Genomic DNA, 20,376 nt, shown 5'->3' with positions numbered 1-20,376 from the left:
CGATAACGGACCGCCGCACCCATGGGTACGGCCTCCCTCGCCGAGCAACTGGTGCAGTCTACTCGGCCAGGGAGGCCGCAGGAAAATCGATCATGCGCCTCGGTCAGCGGCTCACTGCTCGTCGAACAGGCTCGTCACCGAACCGTCCTCGAACACCTCGCGCACCGCACTCGCGATCGTCGGCGCGATGGAGAGCACCGTGATCTTGTCCAGCTCCAGCTCGCCCGGGGTGGGCAGGGTGTTGGTGAACACGAACTCGCTCACCTTGGAGTTCTTCAGACGGTCCGCCGCCGGACCCGACAGCACGCCGTGCGTCGCCGTCACGATGACGTCCTCCGCACCGTGCGCGAACAGCGCGTCCGCGGCCGCGCAGATCGTGCCGCCCGTGTCGATCATGTCGTCGACCAGCACGCACACCCGGCCCTCGACCTCGCCGACGACCTCGTGGACGGTCACCTGGTTGGCCACGTCCTTGTCGCGCCGCTTGTGCACGATCGCCAGCGGCGCACCGAGCCGGTCGCACCAGCGGTCGGCGACCCGCACCCGGCCGGCGTCCGGCGAGACCACGGTCAGCTTGGCGCGGTCCACCTTCTGGCCGACGTAGTCCGCGAGCAGCGGCAGCGCGAAGAGATGATCCACGGGACCGTCGAAGAAGCCCTGGATCTGATCCGTGTGCAGATCCACGGTCAGGATGCGGTCGGCGCCCGCCGTCTTCATCATGTCCGCGACGAGACGGGCCGAGATCGGCTCGCGGCCGCGGTGCTTCTTGTCCTGGCGCGCATAACCGTAGAACGGCACGATCACCGTGATGGAGCGCGCCGAGGCACGCTTCAGCGCGTCGATCATGATCAACTGCTCCATGATCCACTTGTTGATCGGAGCCGTGTGGCTCTGGATCAGAAAGCAGTCCGCACCACGCGCCGACTCCTGATACCGGACGTAGATCTCGCCGTTGGCGAAATCGAAGGCCTTCGTCGGGACGACCCCGACTTCCAGCTGACGGGCGATCTCCTCGGCAAGCTCGGGGTGGGCGCGGCCGGAGAAGAACATCATCTTCTTCTCGCCGGTCGTCTTGATCCCGGTCACAGCACTGTCTCCTCAGAGGTTCTCAGCTGGCATGTCGAGCGACCTCTCAACCGCTCTGGGCTGGGCACGAGAGGCCGTTTCAGCTGGTGGGGTGCGGGTGTGCACTTATCACGGTACGCCGTGTTCGACGCGCCTGTTTCCGGTCAGCTTTCGCTTTCCTCCTGGCGAGAGGCCGTCTCCGCGGCCTTCGCCGCCGCGCTGCCCGGGCGCTTGCGAGCCACCCAGCCCTCGATATTCCGCTGCTGACCACGGGCCACGGCCAGCGAACCGGGCGGCACATCCTTCGTGATCACGGACCCGGCGGCGGTGTACGCGCCGTCCCCGACCGTGACAGGAGCCACAAACATGTTGTCCGAACCCGTACGACAGTGCGAGCCGACCGTCGTGTGGTGTTTGTCCTGTCCGTCGTAGTTCACGAACACGCTCGCCGCGCCGATGTTCGTGTACTCGCCGATCGTCGCGTCGCCGACGTAGGAGAGATGCGGGATCTTCGACCCCTCCCCGATCGACGCGTTCTTCGTCTCGACGTACGTGCCGATCTTGCCCTTCGCCCCGAGCCGGGTGCCGGGACGGAGGTAGGCGAAGGGACCGACGATCGCGTGCGCGCCGATGCGGGAGCTGTCGGACACCGTGTTGTCCACCCGGGCCCCCGCGCCGACGACCGTGTCCTTCAGCCGGCTGTTGGGGCCCACCTCCGCGCCCTCGCCCAGATGGGTCGCCCCGTGCAGCTGCGTGCCCGGGTGGACGACGGCGTCCTGCTCGAAGGTCACCGTCACATCGACCCAGGTGGTCGCCGGGTCGACGACGGTCACCCCGGAGAGCATCGCGGCGGTCAGCAGCCGGTCGTTGAGGATCCGCCGGGCCTCGCTCAGCTGGACGCGGTTGTTGATCCCGGCGATCTCGTGGTGATCGGCCGCGACCGACGCGCCGACGCGGTGACCGGCCTCGCGCAGGATCCCCAGGACGTCCGTCAGATACTCCTCGCCCTGGCTGTTGTCCGTACGGACCTTCTTCAGCGCGTCCACCAGCAGCGCCCCGTCGAACGCGAACACCCCGGAGTTGATCTCACGGATCGCCCGCTCGGCGTCGGTGGCGTCCTTGTGCTCGACGATCCCGGTGACCGCGCCGGTGGCCTCGTCCCGCACGATCCGGCCGTAACCGGTCGCGTCCGGGACCTCGGCGGTCAGCACGGTCACGGCGTTGCCGTCGGCGTGATGGGTGGCGGTGAGCCGGGCGAGCGTCGCGCCGGTGAGGAGGGGGGTGTCGCCGCAGACGACCACGACCGTCCCGTCGACGCTGCCGCCGAGCTCCTCCAGCCCGATGCGCACGGCGTGCCCGGTGCCGTTCTGCTCCGCCTGCACGGCGGTCCGTACGTGCGGGTCGACGTCGCCCAGATGCGCGATGACCTTCTCCCGTGCGTGCCCGACCACTACGACCAGGTTCTCGGGGTCCAACGCACGGGCGGCGGCCAGCACATGGCCCACCAGGGAGCGGCCGCAGATCTCGTGCAGGACCTTCGGTGTGGCCGACTTCATACGGGTGCCCTCACCCGCTGCGAGTACGACGACGGCTGCCGGGCGAATGGCGCTCACGGAGTTGCCCTTCGGCTGTGGATGAGGTGGGGACATCCGAAGGATACCGGGGCGTTTCTTGGGGGACATGAGAGTGGGCCCCGACAGTGCTGTCAGGGCCCGAACCGAGCATGGCTCCCCCGCCAGGACTCGAACCCGGACATATGGCACCAAAAGCCACAGTGCTGCCAATTACACCACAGGGGAACAATTCGGCTAAACCGGACTTTCGGTCAGGTCGCCGAGTGGCGGTTCCTACTATGCCGTACCACCGGCCTTCGATGCGACGGTGTAGATCGACGGTCGGGCGGCGGTCGGGCGGCGGTCGGTCGACGGCCGGGCTCCGGGGCCTGGTTCGGCAGTTCGAGGGATATCGGTGGGTTTCGATGGTGTTCGGTTACGGAGTGTGGTGTAGGCCAGTCGGTGAAACTCGCCGGAAAAGGCGGGGTCCGCGCCCGTAGGCTGGAGGCATGACCACGACGGGGGAAGAGCACGCCGGGGCCCTGGGAGGGCCTTGGTGGTGGACCAGGTGGCGTAGCGCGGCGTTCGATGCGGGGCTGGCGTTCGTGTCCGCGCTGGAGTGCGCGGCGGAGGGGATCCGGTTCGCGCGGGATGCGGGGATCCCGACGGCGGCGGGGATCGTGTTCGGGCTGGTGGCCGGCTCCGCGTTGCTGGTGCGGCGGAAGTGGCCGATCGCCGTGGTGCTGGTGTCGATCGCCATCACGCCGGCCCAGATGGGCTATCTGATGGGCATCGTCGGCCTGTACACGCTGGCCGCCTCGGAGTTGCCGCGCCGGATCATCGCGTCACTGGCGGGGATGTCGCTGGTGGGGATGCTGATCGTGATGTTCGTGCGGGTGCGGCAGGACATGGCGCAGGGGGATCTGGACCTGGGGGACTGGTTCGTTCCGTTCGCCTCGATCACCACCGCCGTGGGGATGACCGCCCCGCCGTTGCTGCTCGGGCTGTATGTGGGGGCTCGGCGGCGGCTGATGGAGAGCCTGCGGGAGCGGGCGGACAGCCTGGAGCGGGAGTTGATGCTGCTCGCGGAGCGGGCGGAGGAGCGGGCCGAGTGGGCGCGCAACGAGGAGCGGACGCGGATCGCGCGGGAGATGCACGACGTGGTCGCGCATCGGGTGAGCCTGATGGTGGTGCACGCGGCCGCGTTGCAGGCGGTGGCGCGGAAGGACCCCGAGAAGGCGGTGCGGAACGCGGCGCTGGTGGGAGACATGGGGCGGCAGGCGTTGACCGAGTTGCGGGAGATGCTCGGGGTGTTGCGCAGCGGCGGGGCGGAGCGGACGTCGGCGCCGCTGGCGGCGGTGGGGGTGGCCGCGGCGATGGTCGTCTCGCGGGTGGTGGAGGAGGGGGAGGGGCCGTGCCTGGAGGAGCTGGACGAGCTGGTGGGGCAGTCGGCGGCCGCGGGGATGGTGGTCGATCTGTCGGTGGAGGGGGACACGCGGTCGTATGCGCCGGAGATCGAGCAGACGGCGTATCGGGTGGTGCAGGAGGCGCTGACGAACGTGCACAAGCATGCGGCGGGCGCGAAGACGCATGTGCGGCTGGCGCATCGGGCGGCGGAGATCGCGATGCAGGTGGAGAACGAGCCCCCGCCGGAGTTGGGGTCGTCGTCGGCGGGGTTGCCGTCGGGGGGCAATGGGCTGGTGGGGATGAAGGAGCGGGTGGTGGCGCTGGGCGGGGTGTTCGTGTCCGGGCCGACGGAGGCGGGGGGTTTCCGGGTGTCGGCGGTGATTCCGGCGGCGTAGGCCCGGCGGGGCGGGGCGGGGCAGGCCCGGCGGTCCGGGGGCTGGGCGGTGCGATGCGGTGCGGGGTCAGTCCGCGGTGAGGCGTACGGGTTCTATGCCGGAGACGAGGGTGCCGAGGGCCTGGTCGATGTCGGGGCCGAGGTACCAGTCGCCGGTGTGGTCGAGGGCGTAGACACGGCCTTCGGCGTCGATGGCGAGCAGGGCGTGGGTGTCGGTCTCGGTGCCGAGGGGGCTGACGTCGGTGTCGAGGGCGCGGCCGAGGTCGGCGAGGGTGCGGGCCATGTGGAGGCCGTGCAGGGGGTCGAGATGGAGGGCGCAGGGGGCGACCTGGCGGCCTGGGCCGGTGGGTTTGACGGCGAGGCCGCCGAATTCGGCCCAGGCTTCGACGGCGGCGGGGAAGACGGCGTGGCGGTGGCCGGCGGGCGAGGTGTGTTCGCGCAGGGCGTCGGCCCAGGTCTCGGCTTGTTTGATGTCCCAGCGTCCGGGTTGCCAGCCGGCGGCGCGCAGGGCGGCGTCGACGGGTACGGGGAAGCGCGTGGTGGAGGTGCGGTCGGGGTGCATCTGCCCTTCGTTCGTCGAGATCGTGGTGCGTGGCCCGGGCGGGGCCGTCTTGCCGGTGTCCGGTGTCTGGTGTCCGGTGTCTTGCGTCCCGGTGTCCGGTGTCTGGTGTCTGGTGTGGTGACTGTTGCTGGTGGTGCCTGCGGTGGGGCCGGGGTCAGTCGTCGCTGGTTGCGGGGTCGACGATGCGGACGCCGAAGTGGGCGCTGAGGGCGGCGCAGGCGCGGCAGGGGGCGGCGAAGGCGCCGTGGAGGGGGTCGCCGTCCTCGCGGATGCGGCGGGCGGTGAGTTTGGCCTGTTTGAGTGCCCTGCGGGCCTCGCCGTTGGTCATCGGTCTGCGCGCGGCGCGTCTGCTGCGGGCGGTGTCGGCGGCGGCGATCTGGCGGGAGATGAGGAGCGCTTCGGCGCAGCGGCCGGTGAAGCGGTCGCGTTGGGCGCTGGTGAGGGTGTCCAGGAAGTCCTGGACGAGGGGGTGCAGGGGCGGGGGCTGGTCGCCGCGGGCGGCGGTGCCGGTGAGGGTGGCGCCGCGGACGGAGAGGGCGGCGGCGACGGTGGGGAGTATGCCGTCGCGGCGGTGGAGGAGGACGGGGGCGTGCGGGCTCTCGGTGGCGGACCAGCCGATGCGGGGATCGCCGGACGCGGCCCCCCTCGGGCCGTCATGCGGTCCTGTGCGAGACCCTGTCTGCAGCCCTGTCCGTGCCCCCGCGTGGGGGCCCGCTTGTGGCCCCGTCTGCGGCCCTGTCTGCGTCGTGCTCATGATCGTCTTCCCCTCCTGAGCATCCCCCCGGACGTCACAGGGTGCCAAATGGCGTGGCGGGTGCGGTAGCTGGGGCGTTGCGACACGCCCGGTTTGGGCGGGCTGTCACGAGGCTGTGACGGCTGGTCACCGAAGTGGAGGCCCGGTGACCGGTGTCGTCGTACCGCATAGGCTGTCGGCACCGTGATGCGCGCGGTCGGCGCGCGTTGGAGACCGTTGGAGACAGTCGATACGGGGCGTGGCGGGTCGGGTCCGGAAGCGGAACCGGCCGCTGCGGGCCGTACAGAATGCCGCAGGGGGCAACCGCCATGACGACAGGTCGGCTCGGGCACGCCGCGCCGCCGAACGCGGCCTATGCCGGGCAGGTCGTGCACTTCCCGGACCCGGTCCGGGCCGCACGCCACCCGCGTGGGGTCCGGATGGACGAGCGGGGCTACCCGGTGTTCTCGCCCTATGCCCGGGCGATCGCGGAGATCGCGGAGCCGCCGGAGGGTTTCGGCGTCGACGAGTTGCGGCTGACGGACTACGTGTCGGCGAACGCGGCGCTGGCGGCGTCGGGACACGCGTTGTGGGACACGGTCGCGAACGTGGCGACTCCGCACGGTTGGACGTGGCATCACGTGGTGGGCTCGCGGCGGCTGGAGTTGGTTCCGGTCGAGGTGAAGGCGCTGCTGCGGCACCACGGCGGGGTGGCGACGGCGCTGGTGGACCACGGCAAGCGCGGGACGCGGCCGTTGCAGGAGACGCGTCCGGCGCACTTCGGGCTGCCGAAGTCGGGCGGTGCGGTGACGGAGCAGCAGGTGCAGGGGGTCGAGGAGGACCTCGGGTATCGGCTGCCGGGCGCGTACCGGTCGTTCCTGAAGGCGGCCGGCGGCTGTGCTCCGGTCGGGGCGGCGCTGGACGCGGAGTTGGGGCTGCTGGTGGACCAGCCGTTCTTCACGGTGCGGGACGAGGCGGCCGTCAACGACCTGGTCTATGTGAACAAGTGTCTGCGCGATCACCTGACGAAGGACTTCCTGGGCGTCGCCTTCGTGCAGGGCGGGCTGCTGGCCGTGAAGGTGAAGGGCGAGCGGACCGGCTCGGTGTGGTTCTGCGCCTACGACGATGCGCGGGACGTGGATCCGGCGTGGTCGCCCGCGGAGCGCATGGGGCGGCTGCTGCTGCCGTGCGGTGAGGACTTCGACGTGTTCCTGTCGCGGCTGGCCGGCAATCCGCCGGAGTTGGAGACGGTGGCGAATCTGATGGTGGACGGCGGGTTCGCGCGTGCGGTGCCGGTGGCGTCCGTCGGCGCGGGGGAGTGAGCGGGACGATGGTGACGTTCGCGCAGGCGCAGGAGCGTGCGGAAGAGTGGATCAACGGGGACGTTCCGGCGTACCAGCATCGTGAGGTGCGGGTACGGGAGTTCGAACTCGGGTTCGTGGTGTGGGCCGAGGACCGGGCGGAGGGTCCGCGCTCGGACGGGGGCGCGCAGCGCCTGGTGATCGCCCGCGACAGCGGCGAGGCCACGCTGTGGCCCGCGCTGCCGGTGGGCGAGGTCGTCCGCCGCTACGAGGAGGAGTACGGCCGTCCCGACGCCCCCGCGGACGCGCCCCCGGCGCCTGCGGCCCGGGTCGACCTGAACCAGACGTCGTTCCTGCTGTCGCCGCCGGAGTGGTTGCAGGAGGCGGCGGACAAGCTGGGGATCCCGGATCGGCGGGGGAACGGGGGTGCCGACTCCGGTGCTGCCGCCTCCGGCGTGGGTGCGGGTTCTGGTGCGGGTGCGGGTGCTGGTGTCCGGGGTGGGTTCGCCGTCGATCCCTCGCTTCCGCAGACGCAGGCCGGGGTGCCGACGGGGCCCGCTCCGAGCGCGCCCGCCGTTCCCGTCGGGGCGACGCCCTGGACGGGGACGGACACCAACGCCGACGTCGGCGACGACCGTTCCGTGCCGCTGCCCGCGACCGTGTTCGCCCCGCCGCTGAGCGGTGCCGACGACTTCGACGTCCCGGCGGCCTCCGCGGGCGACAAGACGGAGCTGATCTCGGGCGGCAGCCAGCTCCCGCCGACGGCGATCGCACCGGCGTTCGGCGGCACGCCGGGAACGCCTCGGGCGCCTGGGACGCCTGGTGGTCCGGGCGGACCAGGGGGGCAGGGCGGTCCGGGTGGTCCGGGCGGTCCGGGTGCGCCGGGGAGCACGCCTCCGCCGGGCGGTCCGGCTCCTTCGTCGTACGGCTATCCGCAGGGGCAGCAGGGGCAGCAGGGGCAGCAGGGGCAGCAGGGGCACCGACAGGGTCCGGGCGGTCCCGGCACGCCTCCGCCCCCGCCCCCCGTTCCGTCCCCGTCGCAGGGCACGCCTCCGCCGGGCGCTTCCTACGGCTATCCGCAGGGTGCGGGCGCGCCGCAGCCTCCGTCCGGTTCGTCCGGGCCGGGGCGGCCGCTCGCGCCGAACGCCGGTGACATCGCCGACGCCGCGACCAGCAAGGCGGCGCCGCCTCCGCGTCGGGCGGCGCGTGGTGGTGGATCGACGCCGCCGCCTCCGCCGGGCGCTCCGGGTACGCCGGGCGCGCGGCCGGGCGGTACGCCGCCGCCTCCGCCGCCCGCGCCTTCGGCTCCGGGCGCGCCCGGCGCTTCGGCGGGCGGGTACGTGCCCACACGGATGGTGTCGGCCCTCGACTCCGACGGTCCGGCGGGTCCGGGCGGGCCCGGTGCTCCGGGTGCTCCGGGTGCTCCGGGTGCACCGAGTGCTCCGGGTGCGCCCAACGCGCCCGGCGCGCAGGGTGGTCCGGGCGCTCCCGCCGGCCCGAATCCGCCCGACGGTACGCCGCCCGGCGGGGTGCACCACGCCGCCACGATGCTCGCCGGCCCCGGTCGGATGGGGCCGGGCGGACCTGGCGGTCCGGGTGGGCCTGGCGCAGGAGGCGCGCCGCAGCCTCCGAACGCCCCGGGCATGCCCCCAAGCGCCCCCGGCGTCCCGGGCGCACCGCAGGCTCCCGGCTCCGCAGGAGGCGCGCAGGGTGCGGTGCACCACGCGCAGACCATGCTGGCCGGACCCGCGGCGGGCGGTCCCGGCGCGCCTCCGCCGCCGTACGTCCCCGGCGCCCCCGGTGCTCCCGGCGCCCCCGGGTTTCCGGGCGCTCCCGGTATGCCGCCGGGTGCGATGCCGCCGCCGGGCGGCCCGGTGCCGGGGCAGCCTCCGGCGTACGGGTATCCGCAGCAGCCGGGGCTGCCGACGGTGGGCCCGGGCTATCAGGCCGTGTTGCGCTATCGCGCGCAGGACGGTTCGGAGCAGCAGCTGATCCGGCGCTCCGCGCCGGGGACCCCGCACCCGGAGTGGCAGATCTTCCACGAGCTGCGGGCGATGAACGTGCCCCCGGACCAGGTGCTGGAGCTGCACACCGAGCTGGAGTCGTGCGAGCTGCCGGGCGCGTACTGCGCGCGGATGATCCGGGAGCAGTGGCCGCAGGCGCGCATCACGAGCATCGCGCCGTACGGCACGGATCACGCGAGCCGGCAGCAGGGCATGCAGCAGCTGCTGGTGCACCAGGGCGAGTTGCATCAGGTGGCCGACGGTCCCGCGCGGCCGGGGCCGGTGCGGGCGCCGTTGCCGCCGGTGCAGCCGGCGCCGCCGATTCCGCCGGAGGGGATCGGGCAGGAGCTGGCGGCCGCGTTCGGGCCGGGGGTGTTCCGGTTCGAGCAGGCCGCGGTGTCCCGGCAGGGCGTCCCGCCGGTCGTGGCGCACACGCTGGTGGTGGCGGGTCTGCCGGCGGACATGGGTCCGTTCTTCTGGGCGCAGGCCCAGCCGGGGCGGCCGGTGCCGACGCTGGCGGAGCTGGCGGCGGAGCGCGGTGTGCAGCCGGCCTCGGACGCGGGGTCGTACCTCGTCATGGGCAGCGACTTCGGCAAGGCGATCTGCGTGCAGTACGGGACGGCGAACATCGTCGCCGTGCCCGTGGAGGCGGGGCCGGGCGGTGCGCCCGTACCGCCGCAGTTCGTGAACACCGGGCTGCCGGAGTTCGCGCGCTGTCTGGCGTTGCTCGGGCGGATGTGGCGGCTGCGGTTCGGGCTGAACCAGGAGCAGGCGGGCCGCTGGACCGTCGACTTCCAGGCGCAGTTGGCCTCGCTGGACCCGGCGGCGCTCGGTTCGCCGGAGAGCTGGTGGTCGGTGCTGCTGGAGCAGATGTGGGACGGGCTGCTGTGACGCGTTTGTCCCGCTGACGCGTGTGTGGAGGGCCGGGCCTGGTCGTGTGACCGGGCCCGGCCCTTTTGTGTACGGAATTGCTTGTGACCTATGCGCGGAGTGTCGCGTTATGAACGCTTACGCCCGACACATCAAGATATGCGGGAAATCATTATTTCGCGTCGTCTGGTGGAGAGGGGCTACAGAATGAGCAGCACAAGGGTGTCACCGCCGGGGTTCGTGACCGTTCGTGGGCGCGGCTACTGGCCCAAACAGGTCGAGGCGTACACCGCTGCGCTCTCCGCCGAACGCAACGCCGCCTGGGAGCGGGTCGCCCGGCTCACCGTGTTCGCCAAGGAGATGGTGGTGGAGGCCGAGCGGTTGCGTGAGGCCGTGGCGCGGATCGGGCCGCAGGCGTACGACAGCCTCGGGGAGCGCGCACGGCGCGTTTTCGAGCTCGTCCAGGAAGAGGCGGCGGACGTACGCGAACGTGCCCGGCGCGAAGCGGAGGAGCAGGTCGCGCAGGCCGAGGCGCGCGCTGCCAGCGTGCGCCGGGCGGCGCAGGAAGAGGCGGACGCGATCCGCGCGGAGGCCAGGGAGCACACCCGTCGGCGGATGCAAGCCATGCGCGCCGAGGCGCACGGGATCCGAGTCAGTGCCCGGCACAAGGTGAAGGAGTTCCGCAGCGAGGCGCTCGCGGCCCTGCGCGAGGTACGGCAGGGCACCGCCGGCCTGCTCGTCGAGCCGAAGAAGGAGCAGGCCGAGCGGTGGGCGGCGGCGGAGCGCGAGGCCGTCGAACGGGCCGCAGCCCTCGACGCGCACCATGCCCGGGCGGTGGCCCGTGCCGAGGAGACCCTGGCCGAGGCGCAGCGGGAGTTCGCCGCGGCCGAGGAGTCCTCACGTCAGCGCCAGGAGGAGGCACGCGCGCTGGCCGCCCAGATCCTCGCCGAGGCCCGCCTCAAGGAGGACCGCATCGCCCGGGAGACGGAACGGGTGCTGCGCAAACACAGCGAACGCTGGGATGACGTACAGGCGCACATGGACCAGGTGCAGGACAGCCTGAGAGCGCTCACGGGGGGCACGGTGAAGTGACCGTCGGCTCCGGAAGGTGAACGCGGCGGCGCAGAAGGCGCTCTGTGCGCCTTGTGTGCTCTGTGCGCCCTGCGCGACCTTGTGCGCCGGGCGTGCGGGCGTGCGGGCTGTGTCAGTCGCCGGTTTCCGTGTTCTGCAGCACCGGGAACCGGCGCGGCGCCACGCACAGCAGCACCAGGAAGGCGCACGCGGCGGCGCACGCGGCTCCGAGGTAGACGGCGTGCACGGCGCTCGCGATGGCGTGCCGGGTGGCCTCGGGGGCGGTGCCGGCGTCGAGGGCGCGGGTGACGGAGTCCAGGTCGCTCGCGCCGCCGAGGCGTGCGGCCAGCACGCCGTTGGCGATCGCTCCGAAGACGGCCGCGCCGATCGTCTGCCCGGTCTGCCGGCAGAAGAGGACGGACGCGGTCGTCGTACCGCGTTCCGCCCATCCCACCGTCGACTGCACGCCCACGATGAGCGGCAGCTGGAACAGCCCCAGCGCGCCGCCCAGCAGCAGCATCAGCAGCGTCGGCTGCCAGGCCTGTCCCGGATACGGCAGGAACGGGAACGCCAGCAGGATCAGCGCCGCCGCCCCGATCCCGATCAGCGCCGTGTTGCGGAAACCGATCCGCCGGTACACGTGCTGGCTCAGCGCCGCCGACACCGGCCAGCTCAACGTCCAGACGGACAGCACGAATCCGGCGGCCACGGGAGCCAGCCCCAGCACCGACTGGGCGTACGTCGGCAGGAACACCGTGGGGGCCACCATCAGCAGGCCCAGCGCGCCCAGCGCGAGGTTGACCGCGGCGATCGTACGGCGACGCCAGACCCAGCCGGGGATGATCGGCTCCGCGGCCCGGCGCTCGATGACGACGACGAGACCGGCCAGCGCCAGCCCCGTGCCGAACAGGGCGAGCGAGGGCCCCGACAGCCACGGCCAGGCCACCCCGCCCTGCACCAGCGCCGCCAGCAGCACCCCGCCGCACGCGAACACGGCGAGCGCGCCCGCCCAGTCGACACGCGCGCGTGGCGTCGAATCCCGGGCCGTCGAATCCCGGGCCGTCGAATCCCGGGCCGTCGAGTCGCCTGCCGTCGAGTCGCGGGCGGGCTCGTGCAGATGACGGACGATCAGCCACAGCGCTGCGGCCCCTATGGGCAGGTTGACCAGGAAGATCCACCGCCAGTCCGCGTACGCCGCCAGGACCCCGCCGAGCCCCGGGCCCGCGACCGCCGACACCGCCCACACCGTGGACAACTTCGCCTGGATCTTGGGGCGTTCCTCCAGTGGATACAGGTCGGCGGCGAGCGTCTGCACCGTGCCCTGCAGCGCCCCGCCGCCCAGCCCCTGCACGACGCGGAACGCGATCAGCGCCGCCATGTTCCAGGCGAGCGCGCACAGCAGCGAGCCGAGCAGGAAGACGGCCGCGCCGGTGACCAGCACCGGCTTGCGGCCGAAGGTGTCGGAGAGCTTGCCGTAGACGGGCAGGGTGACCGTCACGGCGAGCAGATAGCCGGAGAACAGCCAGGAGAAGACGGAGAACCCGCCGAGGTCGCCGACGATCTGCGGGACGGCCGTGGAGACGATCGTGGAGTCCAGCGCCGCGAGCGCCATCGCGAGCATGAGGGCCGCGACGACCGCGCCCCGCCCGCGGGTCGCGGTGCGCCGTGCGGCGCCCCGTGCCGCCGATTTCGTACCGCCCACCGGAAGTCCTCCCCCGCGCCCCGTTGCCCCTTGCACCTATCTGCCGGACGACAGCTTCCCACTTGACCTTCACGCCACGGGAGGGCGCAGCCTCGGCAGACCGGAGAACGGACTGGGGAGAGGGCCGGAGAGCGGGCCGGAGGAGGCCGGGGCGTGGGCCGGAGGGTGGAGGCGCCCCCGAGAGACGCTCCACCCGTCGGTGGACAGCCCCTAAGGGTCCCTCCGCACTACGGATCGGGGGGACCTGGTACCCCCGGAGGAGGAGAAGGGGCCGCTCCCGTCCTTAACCTGGCTTTATGCCGACGGGGGCGGCTTCCCCGCCGGAGGGGGGTGGGGTTAACCCCCTGCGAAGAGGGGCCCGAGCACCAGCGCGCCGGACCCCCTCCCGCCGACAGACTCATCGACGTAGCGCAACTCGCTGACTCACCGCACCGAACCACACCGAAACGCAGCTCATTGCTGCTCCTTCATTTCCGACATAGGAGACTTACCGTGACATCGGCTGTGACCATTCCCAGGCACGGGGGCACTGGAGGGCGTACGGCCGTTGCCGCGCGGGCGCGGCAGGTCGTCAAGGCGTACGGGTCCGGGGAGACCCGGGTCGTCGCGCTCGACCACGTCGACGTGGACATCGCCCGCGGTCAGTTCACCGCGATCATGGGCCCCTCGGGGTCCGGCAAGTCCACGCTGATGCACTGCCTCGCCGGTCTCGACACCGTCACGTCGGGGGAGATCTACCTGGACGAGACCGAGATCACCGGGCTGAAGGACAAGAAGCTCACCAAGCTGCGCCGGGACCGGATCGGGTTCATCTTCCAGGCGTTCAACCTGCTGCCGACGCTGAACGCGATAGAGAACATCACGCTGCCCATGGACATCGCCGGCCGCAAGCCGGACAAGGCGTGGCTGAGCCAGGTCGTGGAGACCGTCGGGCTCGCCGACCGCCTCAGGCACCGTCCCACCCAGCTCTCCGGCGGTCAGCAGCAGCGCGTGGCCGTGGCCCGCGCCCTCGCCGCCCGCCCCGAGATCATCTTCGGCGACGAGCCGACCGGAAACCTCGACTCGCGCGCGGGCGCCGAGGTCCTGGGCTTCCTGCGCCGCTCCGTCGACGAGCTGGGCCAGACCATCGTGATGGTCACGCACGACCCGGTGGCGGCCTCCTACGCGGACCGGGTGCTGTACCTCGCCGACGGCCGGATCGTCGACGAGATGTTCAAGCCGACCGCCGACACCGTCCTCGACCGCATGAAGGACTTCGACGCGCGGGGGCGTACGTCATGACCGTCATGAAGACCTCGATGCGCAACTTCTTCGCGCACAAGGGACGCATGGCCCTGTCGGCCGTGGCGGTCCTGCTGTCGGTCGCGTTCGTCTGCGGGACGCTCGTCTTCACCGACACGATGAACACCACCTTCGACAAGCTGTTCGCCGCCACCTCCTCCGATGTGACGGTGAGCGCGAAGAGCGCCTCGGACACCGGCGAGACCATCTCCGGCAACGGAAAGCCGCCGGTCATGCCGGCCTCCGTGCTCGGCGAGGTCCGCAAGGCGCCAGGGGTGAAGTCGGCGGAGGGGACCGTCTTCTCGAGTTCCGTGACCGTCGTCGACGCCGACAAGGACAACCTGTCGCCGTCCAGCGGCGCGCCGACCATCGTCGGCAGCTGGAACGCCAACGAAGCCCGCACTATGAAGATCACCTCCGGCGCGGCCCCCCGGGGCTCCGGCGAGATCATGATCGACGCGGACACCGCCGACAAGCACCGCCTGAAGCTCGGCGACGAGATCGGCGTGATCAGCGCGGTCGGCACGCACACCGCGAAGATCACCGGCATCGCCGCCTTCACCGTCACCAACCCCGGCGCGGCGATCTTCTACCTGGACACGAAGACCGCCCAGCAGACGCTCGTAGGCGAGTCGGACGTGTACACGAACGTCAACGTCACGGCCGCGGCCGGAGTGAGCGACGCGCAGCTGAAGAAGAACGTGGCGGCCGAGATCGGCGCCGCCTACAAGGTGCAGACCGCCAAGGAGACCGCCGACGCCAACCGCGCGGACGTGGGCGACTTCCTGAACGTGATGAAGTACGCGATGCTCGGCTTCGCCGGGATCGCCTTCCTGGTCGGCATCTTCCTGATCATCAACACCTTCTCGATGCTGGTCGCCCAGCGCACCCGGGAGATCGGCCTGATGCGCGCCATCGGGTCGTCGCGCAAGCAGGTCAACCGCTCGGTCCTGGCCGAGGCGCTGCTCCTGGGCGTGGTCGGCTCGGTCCTCGGCGTCGGCGCGGGCGTCGGCATCGCGGTCGGCCTGATGAGGCTCATGAGCCTGACCGGCATGAACCTGTCCACCGACGATCTGACCGTGGCCTGGACGACCCCGGTGATCGGCATGGTCCTCGGCATAGTCGTCACGGTGCTGGCCGCGTACCTCCCGGCCCGCCGCGCCGGCAAGGTCTCCCCGATGGCCGCCCTGCGCGACGCAGGCGCCCCGGCCGACGCCAAGGCCGGCGCCGTACGGGCCGTGCTCGGCCTGCTCCTCACCGGCGGCGGAGGCCTCGGCCTCTACCTCGCCTCCACCGCCGACAAGGCGACCGAGGGCTCGCTCTGGCTGGGCCTGGGCGTGGTGCTGAGCCTGATCGGCTTCGTGGTGATCGGCCCGCTGCTGGCGAGCGGCGTGGTCCGCGTCCTCGGCGCGGTCCTGCTGCGGGCCTTCGGCCCGGTAGGGCGCATGGCCGAGCGCAACGCACTGCGCAACCCGCGCCGTACGGGCGCCACGGGCGCTGCCCTGATGATCGGCCTGGCCCTGGTCGCCTGCCTGTCGGTGGTCGGCTCCTCGATGGTCGCCTCGGCCACCGATGAGCTGGACAAGACCGTGGGCACCGACTTCATCATCCAGAACGACGGCGGGCAGCTGATCACCCCGCAGGCCGTGCAGGCGGTGAAGAAGACGCCTGGTCTGGAGCGGGTCACCGAGTACAAGGCCCTCGAGGCCGACTACACCACCCCCGACGGCAAGACGCTCAAGGACACCGACATCACGGCGGCCGACCCGACGTACGCGACGGACCTGCACAAGAAGACCGTCGCGGGCGACCTCAAGGACGCCTACCTGCCGGACTCCATGTCCGTCCACGAGAAGTTCGCGAAGGACCACGGCATCAGGCTGGGCTCGAAGATCACGGTCGACTTCGAGGACGGCGGTACGGCCCACCTGACGGTCCGCGCGATCACCACCAGCGACGACGTCGTCGACTCGGGCGCCAAGTACATCTCCATCGCGACGCTCGCGAAGTACGTGCCCGCCGACAAGATGCCTCTGGACGCGATGGTCTTCGCCACGGCGAAGGACGGTCAGCAGGACGCCGCCTACACGTCCCTCAAGTCCGCCCTGCACGACTATCCGCAGTACACCGTCCGCGACCAGACCGACTACAAGCAGGCCCTGAAGGACCAGATCGGCCAGCTCCTGAACCTGATCTACGGCCTCCTGGCCCTCGCGATCGTGGTAGCGGTCCTCGGCGTCGTCAACACCCTCGCCCTGTCGGTGGTGGAGCGCACCCGGGAGATCGGCCTGATGCGCGCGATCGGCCTCTCCCGCCGCCAACTGCGCCGCATGATCCGCATGGAGTCGGTCGTCATCGCCCTCTTCGGCGCACTGCTCGGCCTCGGCCTGGGCATGGGCTGGGGCGCCACCGCCCAGCAACTCCTCGCCCTGGAGGGCCTGAACGTCCTCGAGATCCCCTGGCCGACCATCATCGGCGTCTTCGTCGCCTCCGCGTTCGTGGGCCTGTTCGCCGCCCTGATCCCGGCGTTCCGGGCGGGCCGGATGAACGTCCTGAACGCGATCGCCACGGAGTAGCCACAAACCACGGGGGAACGCGGCCGGGGTCGAGAAGTCACGGGGGACTTCTCGACCCCGGCCGCTGTCGTCGTCTTCGGCCTCTGGCGGCGGGGGCGAAAACCCCTCCGCTCGTTCCTCCGCTCACCCCACCGCCCCCGAGGTTGTCCACAGCCCCCGGCGAACAACCCCGCCCCGTCGTACTCTGGACACCCCCGGCCCGTGACACGCGTCGGGCCCTTCGCGTTGCCCACCCAGGAAGCCCCCTCCATGAGCCTGCACGGTCTGCTCGACGCCGTCGTCAAGGACACCGCCCTCGCGGAAGCGATCCCCGCGGCCGCAGACGGCAACCGCATGCACGTCGACCTGGTCGGCCCCCCGGCGGCCCGCCCCTTCGCGATCGCCGCCCTCGCCCGGGACACCGCCCGCACAGTCCTCGCGGTCACCGCGACCGGCCGTGAGGCCGAGGACCTGGCCGCCGCCCTGCGCTCGCTGCTCCCCCCGGACACGGTCGTGGAGTACCCCTCCTGGGAGACGCTCCCGCACGAGCGCCTCAGCCCGCGCAGCGACACCGTGGGCCGCCGTCTCGCCGTCCTGCGCCGGCTGTCCCACCCCCGTCTCGACGACCCGGAGACCGGCCCGGTCTCGGTCGTCGTGGCACCGGTCCGCTCGGTGCTCCAACCGCAGGTCAAGGGCCTGGGCGACCTGGAGCCCGTGGCCCTGCGCACCGGTCAGAGCGCCGACCTGAACGAGATCGTCGAGGCCCTCGCCGCCGCCGCGTACGCGCGCGTGGAGCTCGTCGAGAAGCGCGGCGAGTTCGCCGTACGAGGCGGCATCCTGGACGTGTTCCCGCCCACTGAGGAACACCCCCTGCGCGTGGAGTTCTGGGGCGACGACGTCGAGGAGATCCGCTACTTCAAGGTCGCCGACCAGCGCTCCCTCGAAGTCGCCGACCATGGCCTGTGGGCTCCGCCCTGCCGCGAATTGCTCCTGACGGACGAGGTGCGCACGCGTGCGGGCGCCCTCGCCGAAGAGCACCCCGAGCTGGGCGAGCTGCTCGGCAGGATCGCCGAGGGGATCGCCGTAGAGGGCATGGAGTCGCTGGCCCCGGTGCTGGTCGACGACATGGAGCTGCTGATCGACGTCCTGCCCAAGGGCGCGATGGCCGTCGTCTGCGACCCCGAGCGGGTACGCACGCGTGCCGCCGATCTCGTGGCGACCTCCCAGGAGTTCCTCCAGGCGTCCTGGGCGGCCACGGCCGGCGGCGGAGAGGCGCCCATCGACGTCGACGCGGCCTCCCTGTGGTCCATCGCGGACGTCCGCGACCGCGCGCGCGAGCTGGACATGATGTGGTGGTCGGTGTCGCCGTTCGCGGCGGACGGCGAGCTCACGGAGACGGTCGCCGCCGATGCGGCGGGCGACACGCTGAAGCTCGGCATGCACGCCCCCGAGACCTACCGCGGCGACACCGCGAAGGCGCTCGCCGACACCAAGGGCTGGCTCGCCGACGGCTGGCGCGTCGTCTTCGTCACCGAGGCCCACGGCCCGGCGGCCCGCACGGTCGAGGTCCTCGGCGGCGAGGGCGTCGCGGCCCGCCTGGAGGCCGAACTCGGGAAGATCGCCCCGTCCGTCGTCCACGTCTCCTGCGGCTCGATCGACTACGGCTTCGTCGACCCCGTACTGAAGCTCGCCGTGCTGACGGAGACCGACCTGACCGGCCAGAAGGCGGCCGGCAAAGACGGCGCCCGGATGCCCGCGCGCCGCAGGAAGACCATCGACCCGCTCACCCTGGAGACGGGCGACTACATCGTCCACGAGCAGCACGGCGTGGGCCGCTACATCGAGATGGTGCAGCGCACGGTCCAGGGCGCCACGCGCGAGTACCTGGTCGTGGAGTACGCCCCCGCCAAGCGCGGCCAGCCCGGCGACCGCCTCTACATCCCCACCGACCAGCTGGAACAGATCACCAAGTACGTCGGCGGCGAGGCCCCCACCCTGCACCGGCTGGGCGGCGCGGACTGGACCAAGACCAAGGCGCGCGCCAAGAAGGCCGTCAAGGAGATCGCGGCCGACCTCATCAAGCTCTACAGCGCGCGCATGGCGGCCCCCGGCCACGCCTTCGGCGCGGACACCCCCTGGCAGCGCGAGCTGGAGGACGCCTTCCCCTACGCGGAGACGCCCGACCAGCTGACCACCATCGCCGAGGTCAAGGACGACATGGAGAAGACGGTCCCGATGGACCGTCTGATCTGCGGCGACGTCGGCTACGGCAAGACGGAGATCGCGGTCCGCGCGGCCTTCAAGGCCGTCCAGGACGGCAAGCAGGTGGCGGTCCTGGTGCCGACGACACTGCTCGTACAGCAGCACTTCGGGACGTTCAGCGAGCGGTACGCGCAGTTCCCGGTGAAGGTCCGCGCCCTGTCCCGCTTCCAGACCGACACCGAGGCGAAGGCGACCCTGGAGGGCCTGCGCGAGGGCTCCGTGGACATCGTCATCGGCACCCACCGCCTGTTCTCCTCCGAGACGAAGTTCAAGGACCTCGGCCTGGTCATCGTCGACGAGGAGCAGCGCTTCGGCGTCGAGCACAAGGAGCAGCTGAAGAAGCTCCGCGCGAACGTCGACGTCCTGACGATGTCCGCGACCCCCATCCCGCGCACCCTGGAGATGGCGGTCACCGGCATCCGCGAGATGTCCACGATCACCACGCCCCCCGAGGAGCGCCACCCGGTCCTCACCTTCGTCGGCCCGTACGAGGAGAAGCAGATCGGCGCCGCCATCCGCCGCGAACTGCTGCGCGAGGGCCAGGTCTTCTACATCCACAACCGGGTCGAGTCGATCGACCGAGCCGCCGCCCGGCTGCGCGAGATCGTCCCCGAGGCGCGCATCGCGACCGCCCACGGCCAGATGTCGGAGCAGGCGCTGGAACAGGTCGTCGTCGACTTCTGGGAGAAGAAGTTCGACGTGCTCGTCTCGACCACGATCGTCGAGTCCGGCATCGACATCTCCAACGCCAACACCCTGATCGTCGAACGAGGCGACACCTTCGGCCTGTCGCAACTGCACCAGCTGCGCGGCCGCGTGGGCCGAGGCCGCGAGCGCGGCTACTCCTACTTCCTCTACCCCCCGGAGAAGCCCCTCACGGAGACCGCCCACGAGCGCCTCGCCACCATCGCCCAGCACACGGAGATGGGCGCGGGCATGTACGTGGCGATGAAGGACCTGGAGATCCGCGGCGCGGGCAACCTGCTCGGCGGCGAGCAGTCCGGCCACATCGCGGGCGTCGGCTTCGACCTGTACGTCCGGATGGTCGGCGAGGCCGTCGCGGACTACCGGCGGCAGTTGGAGACCGGCGGGATCGAGGAGGAGCCGCCGCTCGAGGTCAAGATCGAGCTGCCCGTCGACGCCCACGTCCCGCACGACTACGCGCCCGGCGAGCGGCTGCGCCTGCAGGCCTACCGGTCCATCGCCTCCGCCAACTCGGAGGCGGACGTCAAGGCCGTCCGCGAGGAACTCGTCGACCGCTACGGCAAGTTGCCCGAGCCGGTGGAGAACCTGCTGCTGGTGGCGGGCCTGCGGATGCTGGCCCGCGCGTGCGGCGTCGGCGAGATCGTCCTGCAGGGCGTCAACATCCGATTCGCGCCGGTGGAGTTGCGCGAGTCGCAGGAGCTGCGCCTCAAGCGGCTGTACCCCGGGTCCGTCATCAAACCGGCTGCGCACCAGATCCTCGTACCCCGCCCGAAGACCGCGAGGGTCGGCGGCAAGCCGCTCGTCGGACGCGAACTGCTGGCCTGGGTGGGGGAGTTCCTGGCGTCGATTCTGGGGTCGTAGCAGCTGGATTCGTAGCCGCTCGGGTTGTAGTTGCCGGGGGCGTAGCCGCTG

Annotated in this window: 12 protein-coding genes and 1 tRNA gene; 7 read left to right on the top strand and 6 right to left on the bottom strand. The window is 71.7% G+C overall.

Translation table 11 applies throughout. The features are described from left to right. Positions 1 to 111: 111 nt before the first annotated feature. From OG562_RS17275 to OG562_RS17265, 3 genes are all read right to left on the bottom strand, one after another. Positions 112 to 1,086: a ribose-phosphate diphosphokinase gene (locus OG562_RS17275; RefSeq protein WP_266398555.1), complete on the bottom strand. Its 975-nt coding sequence runs from the start codon at positions 1,084 to 1,086 to the stop codon at positions 112 to 114. Positions 1,087 to 1,229: 143 nt separating this feature from the next. Then, positions 1,230 to 2,678 carry a bifunctional UDP-N-acetylglucosamine diphosphorylase/glucosamine-1-phosphate N-acetyltransferase GlmU gene (glmU, locus tag OG562_RS17270; RefSeq protein ID WP_266398554.1) on the bottom strand — a complete coding sequence of 483 codons (1,449 nt, stop codon included), beginning with the start codon at positions 2,676 to 2,678 and terminating at the stop codon, positions 1,230 to 1,232. 111 nt (positions 2,679 to 2,789) lie between these two features. Next, positions 2,790 to 2,864 (bottom strand) — tRNA-Gln (locus OG562_RS17265). A gap of 263 nt (positions 2,865 to 3,127) precedes the next feature. Between OG562_RS17265 and OG562_RS17260 the strand changes: the two genes are divergently transcribed. Then, on the top strand, positions 3,128 to 4,420 hold the full coding sequence (locus OG562_RS17260; RefSeq protein ID WP_266398553.1) for a sensor histidine kinase: 1,293 nt from the start codon (positions 3,128 to 3,130) through the stop codon (positions 4,418 to 4,420). Positions 4,421 to 4,486: 66 nt separating this feature from the next. On the opposite strand, the gene OG562_RS17255 is transcribed toward OG562_RS17260, so the two are convergent. Together OG562_RS17255 and OG562_RS17250 are read right to left on the bottom strand one after the other, a co-directional pair. Continuing rightward, a complete protein-coding gene (locus OG562_RS17255; protein WP_266398551.1) occupies positions 4,487 to 4,981 on the bottom strand; it encodes an SUKH-3 domain-containing protein in 495 nt (164 codons plus the stop codon). Positions 4,982 to 5,135: 154 nt separating this feature from the next. Then, entirely contained in the window at positions 5,136 to 5,735 is a 600-nt protein-coding gene (locus tag OG562_RS17250) for a YwqJ-related putative deaminase (protein WP_266398549.1), read from the bottom strand. Positions 5,736 to 6,043: 308 nt separating this feature from the next. On the opposite strand from OG562_RS17250, the gene OG562_RS17245 reads away from it, so the two are divergent. The 3 genes from OG562_RS17245 (at position 6,044) to OG562_RS17235 (ending at position 10,980) form a co-directional block, all read left to right on the top strand. Beyond that, entirely contained in the window at positions 6,044 to 7,036 is a 993-nt protein-coding gene (locus OG562_RS17245) for an SMI1/KNR4 family protein (protein ID WP_266398547.1), read from the top strand. A gap of 8 nt (positions 7,037 to 7,044) precedes the next feature. Continuing rightward, on the top strand, positions 7,045 to 9,909 hold the full coding sequence (locus tag OG562_RS17240) for an SUKH-4 family immunity protein (protein WP_266398545.1): 2,865 nt from the start codon (positions 7,045 to 7,047) through the stop codon (positions 9,907 to 9,909). A gap of 186 nt (positions 9,910 to 10,095) precedes the next feature. Next, positions 10,096 to 10,980: a cellulose-binding protein gene (locus OG562_RS17235; RefSeq protein WP_266398543.1), complete on the top strand. Its 885-nt coding sequence runs from the start codon at positions 10,096 to 10,098 to the stop codon at positions 10,978 to 10,980. 112 nt (positions 10,981 to 11,092) lie between these two features. Here the strand turns inward: OG562_RS17235 and OG562_RS17230 are convergent, their stop codons facing one another. Beyond that, complete coding sequence (locus OG562_RS17230) at positions 11,093 to 12,661, bottom strand: MFS transporter (RefSeq protein WP_266398541.1); 1,569 nt, start codon at positions 12,659 to 12,661, stop codon at positions 11,093 to 11,095. Positions 12,662 to 13,153: 492 nt separating this feature from the next. Here OG562_RS17230 and OG562_RS17225 point away from each other — a divergent pair, with 492 nt between their 5' ends. From OG562_RS17225 to mfd, 3 genes are all read left to right on the top strand, one after another. Continuing rightward, positions 13,154 to 13,942: an ABC transporter ATP-binding protein gene (locus OG562_RS17225; protein ID WP_266398538.1), complete on the top strand. Its 789-nt coding sequence runs from the start codon at positions 13,154 to 13,156 to the stop codon at positions 13,940 to 13,942. Continuing rightward, positions 13,939 to 16,518: an ABC transporter permease gene (locus tag OG562_RS17220; protein ID WP_266398535.1), complete on the top strand. Its 2,580-nt coding sequence runs from the start codon at positions 13,939 to 13,941 to the stop codon at positions 16,516 to 16,518. Before OG562_RS17225 ends, OG562_RS17220 begins: the two co-directional genes overlap by 4 nt. A 249-nt stretch (positions 16,519 to 16,767) precedes the next feature. Further along, positions 16,768 to 20,325, top strand: coding sequence for a transcription-repair coupling factor (gene mfd, locus OG562_RS17215; protein WP_266398532.1), 3,558 nt, complete (start codon positions 16,768 to 16,770; stop codon positions 20,323 to 20,325). Positions 20,326 to 20,376: the final 51 nt, after the last annotated feature.

The organism is Streptomyces sp. NBC_01275 (assembly GCF_026340655.1).
GTDB lineage: Bacteria > Actinomycetota > Actinomycetes > Streptomycetales > Streptomycetaceae > Streptomyces.
This window is presented reverse-complemented; position numbering and strand designations above follow the sequence as displayed.

Excerpts from the sequence above, each read along its gene's own strand:
- OG562_RS17250 (WP_266398549.1), bottom strand. The coding sequence starts at position 5,735 with ATGAGCACGACGCAGACAGGGCCGCAGACGGGGCCACAAGCGGGCCCC.
- OG562_RS17245 (WP_266398547.1), top strand. The coding sequence starts at position 6,044 with ATGACGACAGGTCGGCTCGGGCACGCCGCGCCGCCGAACGCGGCCTAT.
- OG562_RS17260 (WP_266398553.1), top strand. The coding sequence starts at position 3,128 with ATGACCACGACGGGGGAAGAGCACGCCGGGGCCCTGGGAGGGCCTTGG.
- OG562_RS17240 (WP_266398545.1), top strand. The coding sequence starts at position 7,045 with ATGGTGACGTTCGCGCAGGCGCAGGAGCGTGCGGAAGAGTGGATCAAC.
- OG562_RS17220 (WP_266398535.1), top strand. The coding sequence starts at position 13,939 with ATGACCGTCATGAAGACCTCGATGCGCAACTTCTTCGCGCACAAGGGA.
- mfd (WP_266398532.1), top strand. The coding sequence starts at position 16,768 with ATGAGCCTGCACGGTCTGCTCGACGCCGTCGTCAAGGACACCGCCCTC.
- OG562_RS17255 (WP_266398551.1), bottom strand. The coding sequence starts at position 4,981 with ATGCACCCCGACCGCACCTCCACCACGCGCTTCCCCGTACCCGTCGAC.
- OG562_RS17235 (WP_266398543.1), top strand. The coding sequence starts at position 10,096 with ATGAGCAGCACAAGGGTGTCACCGCCGGGGTTCGTGACCGTTCGTGGG.